Source organism: Sphingopyxis sp. Root1497, assembly GCF_001427085.1.
Taxonomy (GTDB): Bacteria; Pseudomonadota; Alphaproteobacteria; order Sphingomonadales; family Sphingomonadaceae; genus Sphingopyxis.
The window spans coordinates 518,950-533,087 of the sequence record NZ_LMGF01000005.1; the positions used below are offsets into that span (position 1 = coordinate 518,950).

Sequence of the window (14,138 nt, forward strand, 5' to 3'; positions counted from 1 at the left end):
CCCGCAAAAACTGTCATAGCAAGCCGTTATTGGGGAAAAACGGGGGTTTTCAGTGGGTCGCAAAGCGGGTGCGGCAGCGTTGCTGCTGCTTTTATCGTCATGTCCGGCGTGGTCGGGGGTGGCCCTGGCCGCCGCGCCTGAGTCCGAGGCCGAGCAAGCGGATGCGGGCGACGATCGCGCGAAATTCTTTCTGTTTCACAAGGCCGGGGTTTCCATCGATCAGGCGCGCGGCGACCTGATCTATTGCATCGGTCAGGCGCGACCGATCCTGTCGTTCCGTGACCGTTACGGCGGCAGCGGCGGGCTGTTGGGCGCGATGATCAATGGCCGGATGGCGGAGATCGACCGGTTCCGGATGCGCAATGCCGCCATGCGTAAATGCATGGGGATGATGAATTACGATCGTTACGCCATGCCGCAGGAACAGTGGAAAACGCTCGTCAACGAGGGCGATATCGTCCTCGACAATGATGGGCTGGTGAGCGCCGAAGTCGTCGAGCGCATGGCCGCCTATGCCAGCGGGCCGGTGCCCGCGACGGAGAAACTGTCGCGATGATCAGGAAAAGTGCAATCGGCCTCGCCGTCGCCGCGATGCTATTTGGTCCGCTGGTGACGACGGCCTCCGCCGCCGAGAAGCCGGCGAAGGTTCCGAAGATCAAGCTGGAGCCGCTGAAGCCCGGAAAGATCAAGCTCGATCCGCGATTGGGCTATATCCTCGTTCGCATGGGTCCAAGCAACGCCAGCGAAAAGCCCACTCCCGTCGCGTTCGTCCGGATCAACGCCGCCACCGGCAAGCCGTTCGAACCGGGCGACGAAGAAGCCGCCGTGCCCAATTTCGACCGGACGGTGCTGGTTGTCGTGAACGCCGGACGCAGTTTCGGGGAAGTCGATGGCCAGTCGGTTTATTTGCTGTCGGCCTATCCCGGTCAGTGGATCATTTCGAACGTCGGCGAAACCTGCCTGTCACTCGGCACCTATCAATTCGAGGTCAAGCAGGGCGAAGTCGCCGATATCGGGAGCCTGTGGACGGCTCGCGAAGATGGAAAGTCCGCCGTTCCGCAACTTGCCGGCGTCACATTGTCGCAGGATCTCGTCGAATTCGGGACGATGATGAATATCGTCATGTCGACCGCGCTGTTCGCCGCGCCTGCTGAGAGCACGCCGGCGCTTCCCGCCGAACTCGCCGGCTTCCCGGTATCCAAGGCGGCGCTCTCACCCGATTTCCGCATGGAAAACCGATGCCAAGGCTTGATCAATCGTGCGGCAAGCCTGCCCCCGATGGAAAGCGCGCCGCCGATGACGCAAGCCGAAGCCCTGGCCGCCATCGACAAGATGAACCCGCCCGACCGGGTGGAAGCGGCGCGCAAACGCGCCGCGCAAAAGGCTGCGTCGGCAGCGGCGGCCAAATAGCCAAGGCCATTTGCAGTTGGTCGATGAGGCCGGGAAGGCACTCAGCGGACCGGTGGGGGTCGATGATCGGTGCGCATGTGGGGGTGAAATGCGGAATTTCCATCTATCGGTCGCGATCGCGGCGATCTGTCTGGCGATAACGCCATCGGTGGGTTACGCGCAGGCGATCAAGCCGCCGCCCCCGATGCGGGCCTTCTCCGCCGAGGAAGTCGCGGCGGTCGCCATGCCGGATACTGCGTTCGCGGCAACGCCCGACGATATCAAGACATATGACAAATATTTCTATTTCCATCGCGACGGCACGGATTTCGATACTGCCTTCAACGATCTGAGCGAATGCGATGCGCTGGCCAGCGGGCTCAGCTACTATGCGAGGCAGGATCCGCTCATGGCGAATTACTATGTCACCCAATATGGACTTGCCGGTGCTTTGGGCGCCGTGATCGCCTCGCCAATCGACGACGCGATCCTTGGGTCGACCGAACGTCGCAAGATTCGGCGGCTCAATATGCGCAATTGCATGGGATATAAGGGATATGACCGTTACGGCCTGGAAAGGGAGCGCTGGCAAGCCTTTCATTTCGAGGAAGGCTTCAATCGCGTCGATGACGACAAGCGTACCGCCTATCTGATGAAACAGGCGCGGGTGGCGTCCGGTCCCAAGCCGACGGCGGAGGTTCTGATACGATGATCCGTATGGTGACGCCCGCGCTGGCGTTTGTGGCGGTCGCCGTCTCGTCGATCGCCTGCGCGAAGCCGGCCGGCTATGCCGACACGATCCAGGAGCGGGACCTGTTGTCGGGCAAGGAAAAGATCGAGCCGGAGAGCGGTTATGTCTATATTCGCAGTCCGATTCCGCAAGGCGGCGTGCTGCTGCTTTTGCCCGATGAAGCGGCGATCGCCCGATACGAAGCGGAATGGGCGGCGGCGCTGGCTGTTGTTCAGCAGAAATATCCCGCCAAGCTGGAGGATTGGGAGTTTCGCACCCGCCTCGCCCACGGCAAGGGGCAAAAGTTGCCGGAAAAGCCGATCGAGCCGACGCCGGAGAATTTCTCGATCGGACCCATCGAAGAACGCAATCCGGTTTTCTATGGTCTGCATATCTCCGCCTCGACCGAAAGCCCGCAGAGCTACAGCTATTTGTTGCGCGTGGAGCCGGGGCGCTATGCCTATTATGGCCCGGTTTCCAAGGGACGGGACGGCTTGAGCGGAACCTGTTATTGCATGGGTACGGTCTCGTTCGAGGTGAAGGCGGGAAGGATCACCGACACCGGGAAATTTTTTCCCAGTGGGATGCTCGCCTTTGGCCTGCCCGTTTCCCTGCAATCCTATCCCAACGAACAGGCGGACTTCCGCGCCCATGGGAAGCTCGACAATTTTTTCGGCCTTGCCATCGGCCGCATGCCACGGGTCGCCGGCATCCTCGCCTATGACCGCGACAGGGTTATCGACCTGAAGGCGCAGGCCGAGGCTGCCGCGGTCGCGACGCCGGATGCCGGAACGGCCGAAACGGCACCCGTCGCGGCGGCGGGTATCGAAGGCTAAGCGGCCAAGGGGGCTTGGACCCTAGAAACGCCGCTGGCCCGCGCCCCAGTCGCCGCTGTCGCACTGGCCCGAAAAATTGGTGATCGCGTTGATCGTGATCCGGCCCGAGCGGCGGTCGACGGTCAGCTTCGGCTTGTTGAGCCCGTTGATGCGATAGCTGGCGGTGATGCGGTCGGGGGTGACGACGAGGTTGTCGAGGTCCCACCAGCCATGATCGTCGCCGCTGTGGATCGGCGCGACGAGCTTCGGGCCGAGGTGGATACGCCCCTGATCGCCGTAGAGTTCTATCTGGACGTCGCTGGTGAAGCCCTGCGCGCTATTGCCGACCTGGTTGCTCCATTCCCACTTATGGTCCCACGGGTTCCACTTGTAGGTCGGTTTGACATCGACGGTGGGCCGGGTGCCGGCGCCGTAACAGACGAGGACGAGCGAGCCGGGGTCGCGATAGCCGCTTTCGGCGGGGCGTTCATAGCTGTGCGGTTGCGGCGCATAGGCATCGCGCGGCGGGCCATTGTCGCAATTTTCGGGGGGTACCGCGATCAGCGCGCCATAGCGGCCGTCGACGGTCGATACCGACAGGCAGCGGCCGGTGCGCTGGTTCCACCAGAAGGTGTAGCGCTGCTCGCCGACGGTGGTCGAATGGCGCGATTCATAACCGCGTGCGAGCAACTGGGTTTCGCCGCCCGCGGCGCGCGCGCCGACGAGGTCGGCGACATCGGACGCCGGCTGGGCCGAGGCGGCGATGGGCAGGGCGACGGAGGCGAGAAGCAGGATGGCGAGAGGCGAGCGCATGGCGTGTCTCCTGTTGCGAGGCATGATCAAGCTTATCAGAAAAGCGTCTCGCCCCAAAATGTTACCGCGCGGCGACGCGGGTCGAACGCTATCATTTTGGCGTCATTTTTCCGCCCGCCACACGCTGCGGCCTTCCTTGATGGTTTCCAGGACCTTGATGGCCTTGATGCCGTCCACCGGCGTGGTCAGTGGGTTGCGATCGAGGACGACGAAGTCGGCGAGCAGGCCGGCTTTGATGCGGCCCTTGCGCTTCTCCTCGAAGACCTGCCAGGCGGGAGCGGTGGTGAGCGCTTGCAGCGCTTCATAGGCGCCCAGCCGCTCGTCGGGGCCGCTGACGACGCCGGTCGGTGAGACGCGCGCCATCGAGGTCCAGAGCATGAAGCGCGTGTCGAGCGGGGTGACGCTGTAGTCGCTGTGGTTCGATGGCGTCAGGCCCGCCGCACGCGCCGAGCGGAAGGGGCTGATGAAATCGACGACCTCTTTCGGGAAATTGGTGCGGTGGACATCGGCCCAATACCAGGCGTGGTTCGAGAAATAGGCGGGACCGACGCCGATGCGCTTGTAGGCGGCGAGCTGGTCGGGACGCTGGAACTGCGAATGGATGACGATCGGGCGGCGATCGTCGGCGGCCTTGATGCCGAGCGCGTCGAAGCAGCGGATCGCCATGTCGATCGCCGCGTCGCCATTGGCATGGGCGAAGATCTGCCAGCCGCGATCGTGGACCTTGCGCGCCTGGGTGCAGAATTCCTCATCGGAAAGGACGGGCTGGCCGTGCCAGGGGTGCGAGCCGTCGGGGCTGCCGCGCTGATAGTCGCGGGTGAAATAGCCGGTGCGCGCCTGGACCGATCCGTCGAGGACGAATTTGATCCCCTGCAGCTTCACATGGTCCTGATAGACGCCGAATTTGACCGCCGGATCGGCGAGCAGCGCATCGAGGCCGGTGGAGAAGGGCAGGAGGGCAAGGTCGATTTTCAGCCGCTCGCGCGCGGCGGGGCTGGTCAGGAAGGCGATGTCGGGGGGCTGGGTCGCGCCGTCCTGCGCATGGGTATAGCCTTCGGCGAAATAGGCATTTTGCGCAGCGTCGAGCGCCGCGAGCTTCTGTTCCGCCGTCGGCTGCGGCATTTTGGCGAACAGCAGATACATCGCCTTTTCGAGGAGAACGCCGTTGAGCTTGCCCGCGTCGTCGCGGAGCATGATGCCGCCTGCCGGGACGGGCGTGGTTTCATCGATGCCCGCCGCCTTGAGCGCGGCGCTGTTCGCGACCGCGCCATGAAGCGAGACATGGAGCACGACGATCGGCCGGTCGGCGGCGACCGCGTCGAGTTCGGCGCAGGTAATGTGGCGCTTTTCGGCGAGGGTTTCATGATCATATTGCCAGACGACGATCCATCGGTCGGCGGGAAACGATTTCGCATAGTCGCGTATCGCGGCCTGCAATGCGGGAATGTCGGTGACGCCTGCGTGCGCCTTGTCGCGCAGGTCGAGCCCGCCCGCGCTCATCGTCGCCGCCGTGAAATGCGAATGGGCGTCGATGAAGCCGGGGAGCATGGTCGCGCCGTTGAGGTCATGGACCGCGGGAGCAGGCCCGGCGACCTGGCGCGCTTCCGCTTCCGACCCGGCAAAGGCGATCTTGCCGTCTTTGGTCACGACGGCCTCCACTGTCTGCGGTGTATCGCCGTCCATCGTCACGATCGGGCCGCCACGGTAAATCGTGGCGTCCTGCGCAATGGCGGGTGCCGCCAGCGCCGCGAGCATCAGGGCAAATGCCCCGGTCGATATTTTCATCATCGTCTCTCCCCGCCCGCATCGTGGCGGCGGGAGAGGGGGTGGGTCAAGTGGTTCGCTTGCTAATTTTCTCTCCGCCCGATCGCTGTGCAACAGGCGGGGGTGGCCTCTATATCTGCTGCGGCGGCACTTCGCTGGGGCCGCGCCCCGGCTGGTCGATATCGCCGCCACCGGGGCTCCCGGGAATTTCGAGCGGCTGGCCGGCGGGGTCCTCCTGCGGGGTCGGCTGGACCGGATGTTCGGGCGGCGCCATCGGTTCGATCGTGTCGGGCTTGGGCTTCGGCAGCGGGTCGGCCGCATGGACGTGCAGGCTGGCGCTATAGCTTGTCATCATTCGTCTCCTTAGCCGACCAACGTCCGGCACGCCCCGACGTTCCGGCTGCGTTGCGGGCCTTGCCCTCATCCGTCCGTCTGCTATAGCGCCGCGCGGCCCGCACGGGCGTGCGCGGCTTTTTCGCGCGTATTCGTGCATCCGGCCGAAGCTTCTCAAGCGGGCGTGGCGGAATTGGTAGACGCGCTGGTTTTAGGTACCAGTATCGCAAGATGTGGGGGTTCGAGTCCCTTCGCCCGCACCATCTTCGCGAGCAGAGGCACGGAAATGGGGAACGCCGTCGTCGAGACGGGGTTCGGATAGAGATTTTGAGCAAGGATAAGACCAAGGCAATGAAGACCGTCGAAACGCTGAACGAAGGCCTGAAGCGCGAATATCGCGTGACCATCACCGCCAAGGATATCGATGCCCGCGTCGATGACGAAGTGAAGAGCATTGCCCCGACGGTGCGCATGCCCGGCTTTCGCCCCGGCAAGGTGCCGGCGAACCTGATCCGCAAGATGCACGGCGCCGCACTGTCGGCCGACGCGCTGAACAAGGCGATCGAAGCCGGCGTTCGCGACCTGATGACCAGCGAAAAGCTGCGCCCCGCGCTGCAGCCCGCGGTCACGCTCGACGAGGGGTATGAGACCGGCAAGGACGCCGAGATCACCGTCGCGCTCGAAGTGCTGCCGGTCATCGAGACCCCGTCGATCGACGGGCTGAAGCTCGAGCGCCTGACGGTGCCCGCCGATGATGCCGCGGTCATGGCCAAGATCGAGGAATTCGCCACCCAGATGAAGCGCTTCGAAGAGGCGCCGAAGACCAAGAAGGCCGCAACCGGCGACCAGGTCATCATCGACTTCGCAGGGTCGGTCGACGGCGTCGCCTTCGACGGCGGCACCGGCGAGGACATGGCGGTCGAAATCGGTTCGGGCCAGCTCATCCCCGGTTTCGAAGACCAGCTGGTCGGCGTGAAGGTCGGCGACGACAAGATCGTCAAGGTGACCTTCCCCGCCGATTATCCGGTCGCGGACCTCAAGGACGCCAACGCCGAATTCGCCGTCACGGTGAAGGAAGTGAAGGTTCCCGCCGCGTCGAAGATCGACGACGAGTTCGCCAAATCGCTGGGTCTCGAGAGCCTCGACAAGCTCAAGGAGATCATGAAGGACCAGGTCGAGCAGGAACTGAACGGCCTGACCCGCACCCATATGAAGCGCAAGCTGCTCGACCAGCTCGCCGCGAGCCATGACTTCGAAGTGCCGCCGACGATGGTCGAGGCCGAATTCGGCCAGATCTGGCAGCAGCTCGAGCATGAAGCGAGCCACGAGGAAGACGTCGAGGCGGCGAAGGCCGAGCTCGAAAAGGACAAGGACGAATATCGTTCGATCGCCGTCCGCCGCGTCCGCCTCGGCCTGCTCCTCTCGGAAATCGGCCAGGCCCATGGCGTCCAGGTCAGCCAGCAGGAAATGCAGCGCCTGGTCAGCCAGGCGGCCCAGCAATATCGCCCTGAAGACCGCCAGCGCTTCCTGGAATATGTCCAGCAGGACGCGCTCGCCGCGGCCCAGCTCCGCGCGCCGCTCTATGAGGACAAGGTCGTCGACTTCCTGTTCGAAAAGGCCGAGATCAGCGATCGCGAAGTGACCCGCGAAGAAATCGAAGCGGCGATCGAAGCCGACGACGATGGTGGCCACGTTCACGGCCCGGGCTGCGGTCACGATCATGACCACGACGCCAAGCCCGCCAAGAAGGCGGCGGCGAAAAAGCCCGCCGCCAAGAAGGACGCGGTGACCGAAGAAGCCGCTGCCGAGGCGCCGGCGAAGAAGGCTCCGGCGAAGAAGGCCGCTGCTCCGAAGGCCGAAGCCGAGGAAAAGCCGGCTGCCAAGAAGCCGGCCGCGAAGAAGGCTCCGGCGAAGAAATAAGACGGTCTGGCCGTCGCTGAAAAAGGCCGGTAGGACAGGGTCCTGCCGGCCTTTTTCGTGTCCGGAATGCGGGGGATGCGAGATGGGGATCGAGCGATCAGGGCTTTCGCGCCGCGCGATGATCGCACAGGGGGCCGCTTTGCTGGCGCTTCTGCCCGCCTGTACGCGCGCCGCCGAACCCGCGCCCGCGCCGCGCTGGCAGCCCGAGGAGGCGAAGGCGATCGAAGCGATACCCTATGAACGGATCGAGGTGCCCGGGGCGCAGGCGATGGCGCGCTGGGACGCGCTGCGCACGGCGCGGCCCGACGTCTGGCCAGTAATCGTCGGCGGGGACGAGGATCTGGCCCGCATCGCGGACCAGATGGCGATGACCGACCTGCCACCGGCCGCGACCACGCTGGCGGCGGCGGCGAAGCTCGCGCATCCCAAGAGTTTGTGGGACCTGCGAGACAAGGAGAAGGCCGACTGGCACGGCTATCTGAAGGCGCATCCCGAACTCGGCCCCGAAGATGAGGACTATGTCGCCGACCTGGGCGACTGGCCTGCGGTGCCGCCGCAGGAAACGGGGCTCACCGTTGCCGAGGACATATTGACCCGGCGCCCTTATCCGCACGCGCATATCCTGCTCCTGCCCACCGTGCAGTCCTTCGAAGTGCCCGCCTATCTGAAATGGGGTGGATGGAACGCTTGCCCGCCGCCCGAAATCCATGTCGCGGCGATGCGGCGCTGGGGCGAGGATTATGGCGCCGAGATCGTCGGGATCACCGGCGACGTCATCAATATGCGGGTGAAGCGCCGCCCCGCGACCCGCGAAGAAGCGATTTCACTGGCGCGCGAACAATATGCCTATTGCGCCGACATCGTCGATCAGGGTGTCGAGGACATTGCGACGCTCGCGGCGGGATTGATGGCGTCGGACTGGTGGTATTTCTGGTGGGATTGATCGCCCGCTGTCAGAGTTGACGCGTCCAATATTGCAATTCGTGCCGCTCTTCCCCGCCTCGGACGGTCTTCCAGTCGAACCACGCCGTGACGCCCGCCAGCGGCGCATAGCCGCGGCCGTGCCAGAAGGGGTCGAGCGGGCGGTGATCGGCAGGGCGGGCAGGGTGATCCGCGGCGCGGATGACGCTGCAGAAGGCGGCGGCGGTGGCGCCGCACGTGCGGGCCTGCGCCTCGCGGTGGTCGAAGAAGGCGTGACCGATGCCACGGCCGCGATATTCGCCGCGCAGCACCGATTCGCCGAAATAGAAGGTGCGGGCGATGTCGAAGCCGGCGGCGGCGAGCGGCGCGCGCCAGGCTTTGTCCTGCGTCGCCAGCGGGGCCGCGGTGGCGGCGCCGACGATTTCGCTGCCGTCGCGAGCGACGACGATCACGGCGCCCGCGGCGGCCGCGAAATCGGCGAGATAGGCGGCTTCATAGGCGGGGTCGCCATCGTAGAGATAGGGGAAGTCGCGGAACACCGTGATGCGCAGACGCGCGAGCGCGGGCAGCACGTCGGCGAGGGCGCCGCCCGTGACCGGCGCGACGGTGACCGTCATGCGCCGACCTGTTTCAGCCAGTCGGAGAGATTATAATAGGTGGTGATGCGGTCGATCCGCCCCTCGGCGTTCACCGACAGGAAGGCGCCGGCGGACAGGCGGTAGGTCTGGCCCGTCGCTTCGGGCAGGCCGTCGTCGGTGCCGAGATAAGTCCCATTGACGATGAACTCGGCTGCGGCGCGCTCGCCCTCGGCAAAGATCAGCATGTCGGTGAGCCGTTCGCGGTAGCAGCGTGTCATATGCGCGTTGAAGTCGGCGAACAGCGCCTTGCCATGGCGCGGTTCGCCCTGGTTGACGTGATGGCGCACATCGTCGGCGACGAGCGCCAGCATCGCGTCGGTGTCGCCTGCGTTGAACGCGGCATAATAAGCGGTGACGATGTCGCGGGTCGTGGTCATGGCTATTCGGTCCCAATTTCAAGCTCGTCATTGCGAGCGAAGCGAAGCAATCCAGGGCGGTGCCAGGCAACGCTGGATTGCGGCGTCCCCCGGATCAAGTCCGGGGTCCTCGCAATGACGAAGTTTGTGATATTTCGGCGCTAAATCACCGCCATATTATAGCAATGCCAGCTGAAGATCGCCGCGGCGCCGCGGTGAGGGCGCCAGGCTTCGGCGATCTCGCGGATCGCCTTTTCGCTCGGGCGGGTTTCGTGCTGCATGATGCGACCCACCGCTTCCTGCACCGCGAGGTCGCCGGCGGGCCAGATGTCGGGGCGTCCTTCGGCGAAGAGCAGGTAGATTTCGGCCGACCAGCGCCCGATGCCCTTGACCTTGGTGAGCAAGGCGATCGCCTCCTCGTCGTCGGCGGGGAGCGCGTCGAATTGCAACTCGCCGTCGCGGATCAGTTGCGCGAGGCTTTTCGCATAGCCCTGTTTCTGTCCCGACAGGCCGCAGGCGCGCAGCGCGTCATATTCGGCGGCCGCCATCACCTCGACCGGGCAACCCTCGCCGAACGCCGCCTCGAGCTTGTTCCAGATCGAGTTCGCGGCGGCGACGCTGACCTGCTGGCCGACGATCGTGCGCAGCAGGGTGGTGTAGCCGGGGGTGCGGATGCGCGGCTCGGGATAGCCGGCATGGCCGAGCGCGCGCGCGAATCCCGGCTCGATCCCGGCGAGCGCGTCGATTCCGGCGTTTAGCTGCTGCTGGGTCAGGCCCATGCCGATATTCTCCTTTTGTTCCGAGTTGTCTAACTAGCAGCGCTTGATTTGCCGCGCAACGCGCGACATAGCGCACTCGAATCGAACGATATGGGGATGCACATGGCCAAGCTGATTGTCGTGACGCGCGACGGGACCGAACATGAGATCGAGGGCGACACCGGCCTGACCGTGATGGAAAATATCCGCGACGCGGGGTTCGACGAACTGCTCGCGCTGTGCGGCGGTTGCTGTTCGTGCGCGACCTGCCACGTCCATGTCGAGACGGCGGTCGGCGAGATGCCCGCGATGAGCGAGGACGAGAACGACCTGCTCGATTCGACCACCGACCGTGACGATAGCTCGCGCCTGTCGTGCCAGCTGCCCTTTACCGAGGCGATGGACGGGCTGAAGGTGCGAATCGCGGCGGAAGACTGACCTTCAATCATACCGCTCGTCATTGCGAGCGAAGCGAAGCAATCCAGGGCGGTTACCGCCTGCTCTGAATTGCCGCGTCGCTTCGCTCCTCGCAATGACGGGGTTTACCGGTGCTACGCTCCCGCCGTCGCGACCGCGTAGAGCGCGACCGCCGCGGCGTTCGAGATGTTCAGGCTTTCCATGCGCGGCGAGATCGGCAGTTTTGCCAGCACGTCGCAATGTTCCATGACATTGTGGCGCATGCCGTCGCCTTCGGAACCGAGGACGAGCGCGACCTTGCTGCCGTCCAAGACCGACCCCAGCGTCGTGTCGGTGTCGCCCATCAGCCCGATGCGCCAATATTGCGCTTCGGCGATCTCCTCCAGCGCGCGCGACAGGTTGACGACGCGAATCCACGGCACGATTTCGAGCGCGCCCGACGCCGAGCGCGCGATGACGCCGCTTTCGGGCGGGCTGTGGCGGTCCTGCGTGACGATCGCTGCGGCATCGAAGGCGGCGGCCGAACGCAGCACCGCGCCGATATTATGCGGGTCAGTGACCTGGTCGAGGACGATGATCGGACGGCGGCTGTCCGAATCGATCTCTTCCTGCAGCAGGTCGCCAAGATAAATGCTCTCGAGCGGGTCGACCTCGATCACCAGCCCCTGGTGCGGCGCATCGCGCGCGACGAGGCGCGCGAGGTCGGTGACCTCGGCATAGCTGATCGGAATCACCGGCGGCAGGTCGAGCTGCCCCAGCGCTTCGCGGGTGCCCCAGATGCGCTTGACGGTGCGTTCGGGGTTGGCGAGCGCGGCGAGGACGGCGTGGCGGCCCCAGAAACGGATGGGCTGGCCGCGCGTGCTCGGACCCTGCGTACGGCGATGACGGGAAAATTGTCTCATGGCCGCGCCTTTCCCATGACTGCCATTGACAGGCAAGCCTCGTTTCGCCATTGGGCCACTTCCCAAAGCGGACCCCATGGACAGGTGGCCGAGTGGTTAAAGGCAGCAGACTGTAAATCTGCCCGGGTTTCCGTACGCTGGTTCGAATCCAGCCCTGTCCACCACCCTCCCATCCGAGGGTGTCCGCTGAACCCCCTAGAAATCCCGGAAAACCTAGCGTATCATCCACGCATCGTCCGCATGCGTCCGGGGCAATTTGCCTGCAGCCGGAGCGTAGTGTGGGGGAAGTGTGGGGGAAGATTGTCTTTCCCCCACACTCGTGTTCCCCAGAATGTGGGGAGAAAGTGTGGGGGAAGATTCCCATGGGCAAACTCACGGCGGTTGCAGTCAAGGCCGCTCTTGCGAATCCGGGCACCTATCAGGATGGTGACGGCTTGTTTTTGAAGGTCGATAGGCGTGGAGGGGCATCTTGGACCCTTCGTCTGCAGCGTGACGGTAAGCGTCAAGACATCGGACTGGGCAGCGCGAAGATGTTCACTTTGGCGCAGGTCCGCGAGAAGGCCGGCGAGCTTCGCAAGGCGGTCAAGGTCGACCGGCGCGACATATTGGCTGAGCGGAAGGACGAGGCGTCTGCCAAGGTGACGTTTCGCGAAGCGGCGAGGCAATATCACGCCGAGAACGAGGCGGGATGGAAGAGCGAGATCTACGCCCGCCAATGGCTTTCCAGCCTTGAGAATTACGCCTTCCCGAAACTGGGCGACGAGCAGACCGGTGCGATTGTCGCGGCTGACATCATAAACGTGCTCACGCCGATCTGGCAGGAGATACCCGAGACCGCCCGTCAGGTGCGCAACCGGATCTGCACCGTGCTGGATTATGCGCATGCAAAGGGCTGGCGTTCACGAGAGGCTCCCTCAGGTAATAGCAGCCTGAAAGCGGGGCGTGGCTTGCCGCGGCAACTCAAGAAAACCGAGAATCGCAAGGCTATGCCATATGCGGCTTTGCCCGGTTTCATCACTGCACTGCAGCGCAAGCCATCCTACAGCAGGCTTGCGCTGGAACTACTCATCCTGACCGGTGCGCGCAGTCAGGAGGTGCGTCTGGCGACCTGGGACGAACTCGACATCGAAGCGCGGCTATGGACTGTGCCCGCCGATCATATGAAGCGTGGCAAGTCGCATATCGTGCCGCTGTCCGATGCCGCGCTGGAAGTGATTGCAAAAGCGCATGCTTTCAGGCTCCCGGACACAGACGTGATTTTCCCCGGTGCGAGTGGGAAGAATATGTCCGATATGACGCTGCTCAAAGTCCTTCGTGACATGGCTGAGCCTTTTCATGTCCACGGCTTCCGGTCGACATTCACCGATTGGGCGGCGAACGAGGGTTTCCCCGATGCCGTTGTGGAAGCGGCGCTTGCGCACAAGACGCCGGATGCAGTGCAGGCCGCTTACCGTCGGACGACCTACCTCGGGACCGCGGAAAAGCCTGGCGAGCGTGTCAGGCTCATGGGTGCGTGGGGCAGTTATTGCCTCGGCTGCAAAGTTGTTGAGGACGACGGGGAACAGACAGGAGGCGGAGACGCGGAGTAGACGAGCCGTTTTCCCTATCAAGCATCGAAACGTGGTTATCATCGCGGGCCACAAAGCAGTTCGCATCCTTGTTGTGAACGGTAGCTCACTTCCCTGCCTCCCCCCAACCGCGCGGGTGAGAGCAAGAGGGAAGGGGCGCTTCGCGACGGTTCGAAGGCCGAGAGAGAGTCTCTTGGTCGGCGGTCGCGGAGATAAGTCATGGCTTCCAAGCAAAAAATCACGCTCGATCAACCGCAGGCCATCCCGCTTGACCGGTTGAGGCTTTCGGACGCAAATGTTCGGCGGATCAAGCCCGGCCAGTCAGTTGCCGAACTGGCCGACAGCATCGCACGGCGCGGGTTGCTGCATAACCTGAATGTCCGCCCGATCCTCGATAGCGAAGGCAACCCTACCGGTGACTTTGAGGTGCCGGCGGGCGGGCGACGCTACCGCGCTCTCCAACTGCTGGTGAAGCAGAAGCGGCTCCCCAACGACGTCATAGGCGGGCACTACTGGTGCGAGGAAATCGAACGGCCGGCTAAGTTTGCCCGATCGATAAGGTCATCAAAAAAACGGAAAAAAGGTCTGGGCAGCGAGTACGAAAAATCAGCCTGCGAGACCGGGCCCTGGCTCTGGCCCGGAAGAATGTTATAGTGAGAACTAAGGAGTTCGAGGAAATAGGCGTTCCCCGCCATTACCCGCGGATGATGTGCAAGGAGGGGTTGCTCGTCCAAGTAGGCCACGGCGTCTACCGAGCAGCGAGCTCGAACGGGGGCAGCTCACCATTAGTCACCATAACGGAAGCGTAGAAGCG

Annotated in this window: 16 protein-coding genes, 2 tRNA genes and 1 pseudogene; 12 read left to right on the plus strand and 7 right to left on the minus strand. The window is 64.0% G+C overall.

Annotated features, from left to right (window positions below):
* The first annotated feature begins 118 nt into the window (after window positions 1-118).
* Genes ASD67_RS16955 through ASD67_RS16970 form a run of 4 tightly spaced genes read left to right on the plus strand, consistent with a single transcriptional unit; the run spans window position 119 to window position 2,955 of the window.
* Window positions 119-556: a hypothetical protein gene (locus ASD67_RS16955; protein WP_056349833.1), complete on the plus strand. Its 438-nt coding sequence runs from the start codon at window positions 119-121 to the stop codon at window positions 554-556.
* Window positions 553-1,410 (plus strand): hypothetical protein, encoded by an 858-nt coding sequence (locus ASD67_RS16960; RefSeq protein WP_056349836.1) that lies wholly within the window; start codon window positions 553-555, stop codon window positions 1,408-1,410. The genes ASD67_RS16955 and ASD67_RS16960 overlap by 4 nt, the downstream gene beginning before the upstream one ends.
* A gap of 10 nt (window positions 1,411-1,420) precedes the next feature.
* A complete protein-coding gene (locus tag ASD67_RS16965) occupies window positions 1,421-2,101 on the plus strand; it encodes a hypothetical protein (RefSeq protein WP_156377759.1) in 681 nt (226 codons plus the stop codon).
* A gap of 5 nt (window positions 2,102-2,106) precedes the next feature.
* Window positions 2,107-2,955 (plus strand): hypothetical protein, encoded by an 849-nt coding sequence (locus ASD67_RS16970; protein WP_056349840.1) that lies wholly within the window; start codon window positions 2,107-2,109, stop codon window positions 2,953-2,955.
* Window positions 2,956-2,976: 21 nt separating this feature from the next.
* Here ASD67_RS16970 and ASD67_RS16975 read toward each other — a convergent pair whose 3' ends face one another.
* The 3 genes from ASD67_RS16975 to ASD67_RS16985 all read right to left on the minus strand — a co-directional run bounded on the left by ASD67_RS16975 (window position 2,977) and on the right by ASD67_RS16985 (window position 5,863).
* Window positions 2,977-3,747 (minus strand): hypothetical protein, encoded by a 771-nt coding sequence (locus ASD67_RS16975; protein WP_056349841.1) that lies wholly within the window; start codon window positions 3,745-3,747, stop codon window positions 2,977-2,979.
* Window positions 3,748-3,849: 102 nt separating this feature from the next.
* Window positions 3,850-5,535, minus strand: a complete 1,686-nt coding sequence (locus ASD67_RS16980) for an amidohydrolase (RefSeq protein WP_056349846.1) — start codon at window positions 5,533-5,535, stop codon at window positions 3,850-3,852.
* A gap of 106 nt (window positions 5,536-5,641) precedes the next feature.
* Window positions 5,642-5,863, minus strand: coding sequence for a hypothetical protein (locus ASD67_RS16985; protein WP_056352064.1), 222 nt, complete (start codon window positions 5,861-5,863; stop codon window positions 5,642-5,644).
* Between the two features lie 159 nt (window positions 5,864-6,022).
* Between ASD67_RS16985 and ASD67_RS16990 the strand changes: the two genes are divergently transcribed.
* The 3 genes from ASD67_RS16990 (at window position 6,023) to ASD67_RS17000 (ending at window position 8,707) form a co-directional block, all read left to right on the plus strand.
* Window positions 6,023-6,107 (plus strand) — tRNA-Leu (locus ASD67_RS16990).
* Between the two features lie 88 nt (window positions 6,108-6,195).
* Window positions 6,196-7,764 (plus strand): trigger factor, encoded by a 1,569-nt coding sequence (gene tig / locus ASD67_RS16995; RefSeq protein WP_056349849.1) that lies wholly within the window; start codon window positions 6,196-6,198, stop codon window positions 7,762-7,764.
* A 118-nt stretch (window positions 7,765-7,882) separates the two neighbouring features.
* Window positions 7,883-8,707, plus strand: a complete 825-nt coding sequence (locus ASD67_RS17000) for a DUF4253 domain-containing protein (RefSeq protein WP_200938054.1) — start codon at window positions 7,883-7,885, stop codon at window positions 8,705-8,707.
* A gap of 10 nt (window positions 8,708-8,717) precedes the next feature.
* On the opposite strand, the gene ASD67_RS17005 is transcribed toward ASD67_RS17000, so the two are convergent.
* The 3 genes from ASD67_RS17005 to ASD67_RS17015 all read right to left on the minus strand — a co-directional run bounded on the left by ASD67_RS17005 (window position 8,718) and on the right by ASD67_RS17015 (window position 10,458).
* Complete coding sequence (locus tag ASD67_RS17005) at window positions 8,718-9,302, minus strand: GNAT family N-acetyltransferase (protein ID WP_056349852.1); 585 nt, start codon at window positions 9,300-9,302, stop codon at window positions 8,718-8,720.
* Window positions 9,299-9,700 (minus strand): ketosteroid isomerase-related protein, encoded by a 402-nt coding sequence (locus ASD67_RS17010; protein WP_056349855.1) that lies wholly within the window; start codon window positions 9,698-9,700, stop codon window positions 9,299-9,301. Before ASD67_RS17010 ends, ASD67_RS17005 begins: the two co-directional genes overlap by 4 nt.
* A gap of 140 nt (window positions 9,701-9,840) precedes the next feature.
* Window positions 9,841-10,458 (minus strand): DNA-3-methyladenine glycosylase family protein, encoded by a 618-nt coding sequence (locus ASD67_RS17015; RefSeq protein WP_056349856.1) that lies wholly within the window; start codon window positions 10,456-10,458, stop codon window positions 9,841-9,843.
* 102 nt (window positions 10,459-10,560) lie between these two features.
* On the opposite strand from ASD67_RS17015, the gene ASD67_RS17020 reads away from it, so the two are divergent.
* A complete protein-coding gene (locus ASD67_RS17020) occupies window positions 10,561-10,875 on the plus strand; it encodes a 2Fe-2S iron-sulfur cluster-binding protein (protein ID WP_056352068.1) in 315 nt (104 codons plus the stop codon).
* A gap of 113 nt (window positions 10,876-10,988) precedes the next feature.
* Here the strand turns inward: ASD67_RS17020 and rlmB are convergent, their stop codons facing one another.
* Window positions 10,989-11,756, minus strand: coding sequence for a 23S rRNA (guanosine(2251)-2'-O)-methyltransferase RlmB (rlmB, locus tag ASD67_RS17025; RefSeq protein WP_056349858.1), 768 nt, complete (start codon window positions 11,754-11,756; stop codon window positions 10,989-10,991).
* 78 nt (window positions 11,757-11,834) lie between these two features.
* Between rlmB and ASD67_RS17030 the strand changes: the two genes are divergently transcribed.
* From ASD67_RS17030 to ASD67_RS23765, 4 genes and pseudogenes are all read left to right on the plus strand, one after another.
* Window positions 11,835-11,920, plus strand: a tRNA-Tyr gene (locus ASD67_RS17030).
* 198 nt (window positions 11,921-12,118) lie between these two features.
* Entirely contained in the window at window positions 12,119-13,345 is a 1,227-nt protein-coding gene (locus ASD67_RS17035; protein ID WP_056349859.1) for a tyrosine-type recombinase/integrase, read from the plus strand.
* A 198-nt stretch (window positions 13,346-13,543) separates the two neighbouring features.
* Window positions 13,544-13,810, plus strand: a pseudogene (locus ASD67_RS23760) (ParB/Srx family N-terminal domain-containing protein); the annotation flags it as partial.
* 167 nt (window positions 13,811-13,977) lie between these two features.
* Window positions 13,978-14,133, plus strand: coding sequence for a type IV toxin-antitoxin system AbiEi family antitoxin domain-containing protein (locus tag ASD67_RS23765; protein ID WP_235535711.1), 156 nt, complete (start codon window positions 13,978-13,980; stop codon window positions 14,131-14,133).
* Window positions 14,134-14,138: the final 5 nt, after the last annotated feature.

Coding starts and splice junctions, on each gene's coding strand:
- ASD67_RS17020 (WP_056352068.1), top strand. CDS start 10,561: ATGGCCAAGCTGATTGTCGTGACGCGCGACGGGACCGAACATGAGATC.
- tig (WP_056349849.1), top strand. CDS start 6,196: ATGAAGACCGTCGAAACGCTGAACGAAGGCCTGAAGCGCGAATATCGC.
- ASD67_RS16980 (WP_056349846.1), bottom strand. CDS start 5,535: ATGATGAAAATATCGACCGGGGCATTTGCCCTGATGCTCGCGGCGCTG.
- ASD67_RS16975 (WP_056349841.1), bottom strand. CDS start 3,747: ATGCGCTCGCCTCTCGCCATCCTGCTTCTCGCCTCCGTCGCCCTGCCC.
- rlmB (WP_056349858.1), bottom strand. CDS start 11,756: ATGAGACAATTTTCCCGTCATCGCCGTACGCAGGGTCCGAGCACGCGC.
- ASD67_RS17010 (WP_056349855.1), bottom strand. CDS start 9,700: ATGACCACGACCCGCGACATCGTCACCGCTTATTATGCCGCGTTCAAC.
- ASD67_RS17035 (WP_056349859.1), top strand. CDS start 12,119: ATGGGCAAACTCACGGCGGTTGCAGTCAAGGCCGCTCTTGCGAATCCG.
- ASD67_RS16970 (WP_056349840.1), top strand. CDS start 2,107: ATGGTGACGCCCGCGCTGGCGTTTGTGGCGGTCGCCGTCTCGTCGATC.
- ASD67_RS16960 (WP_056349836.1), top strand. CDS start 553: ATGATCAGGAAAAGTGCAATCGGCCTCGCCGTCGCCGCGATGCTATTT.
- ASD67_RS17000 (WP_200938054.1), top strand. CDS start 7,883: ATGATCGCACAGGGGGCCGCTTTGCTGGCGCTTCTGCCCGCCTGTACG.
- ASD67_RS17015 (WP_056349856.1), bottom strand. CDS start 10,458: ATGGGCCTGACCCAGCAGCAGCTAAACGCCGGAATCGACGCGCTCGCC.
- ASD67_RS17005 (WP_056349852.1), bottom strand. CDS start 9,302: ATGACGGTCACCGTCGCGCCGGTCACGGGCGGCGCCCTCGCCGACGTG.
- ASD67_RS16985 (WP_056352064.1), bottom strand. CDS start 5,863: ATGACAAGCTATAGCGCCAGCCTGCACGTCCATGCGGCCGACCCGCTG.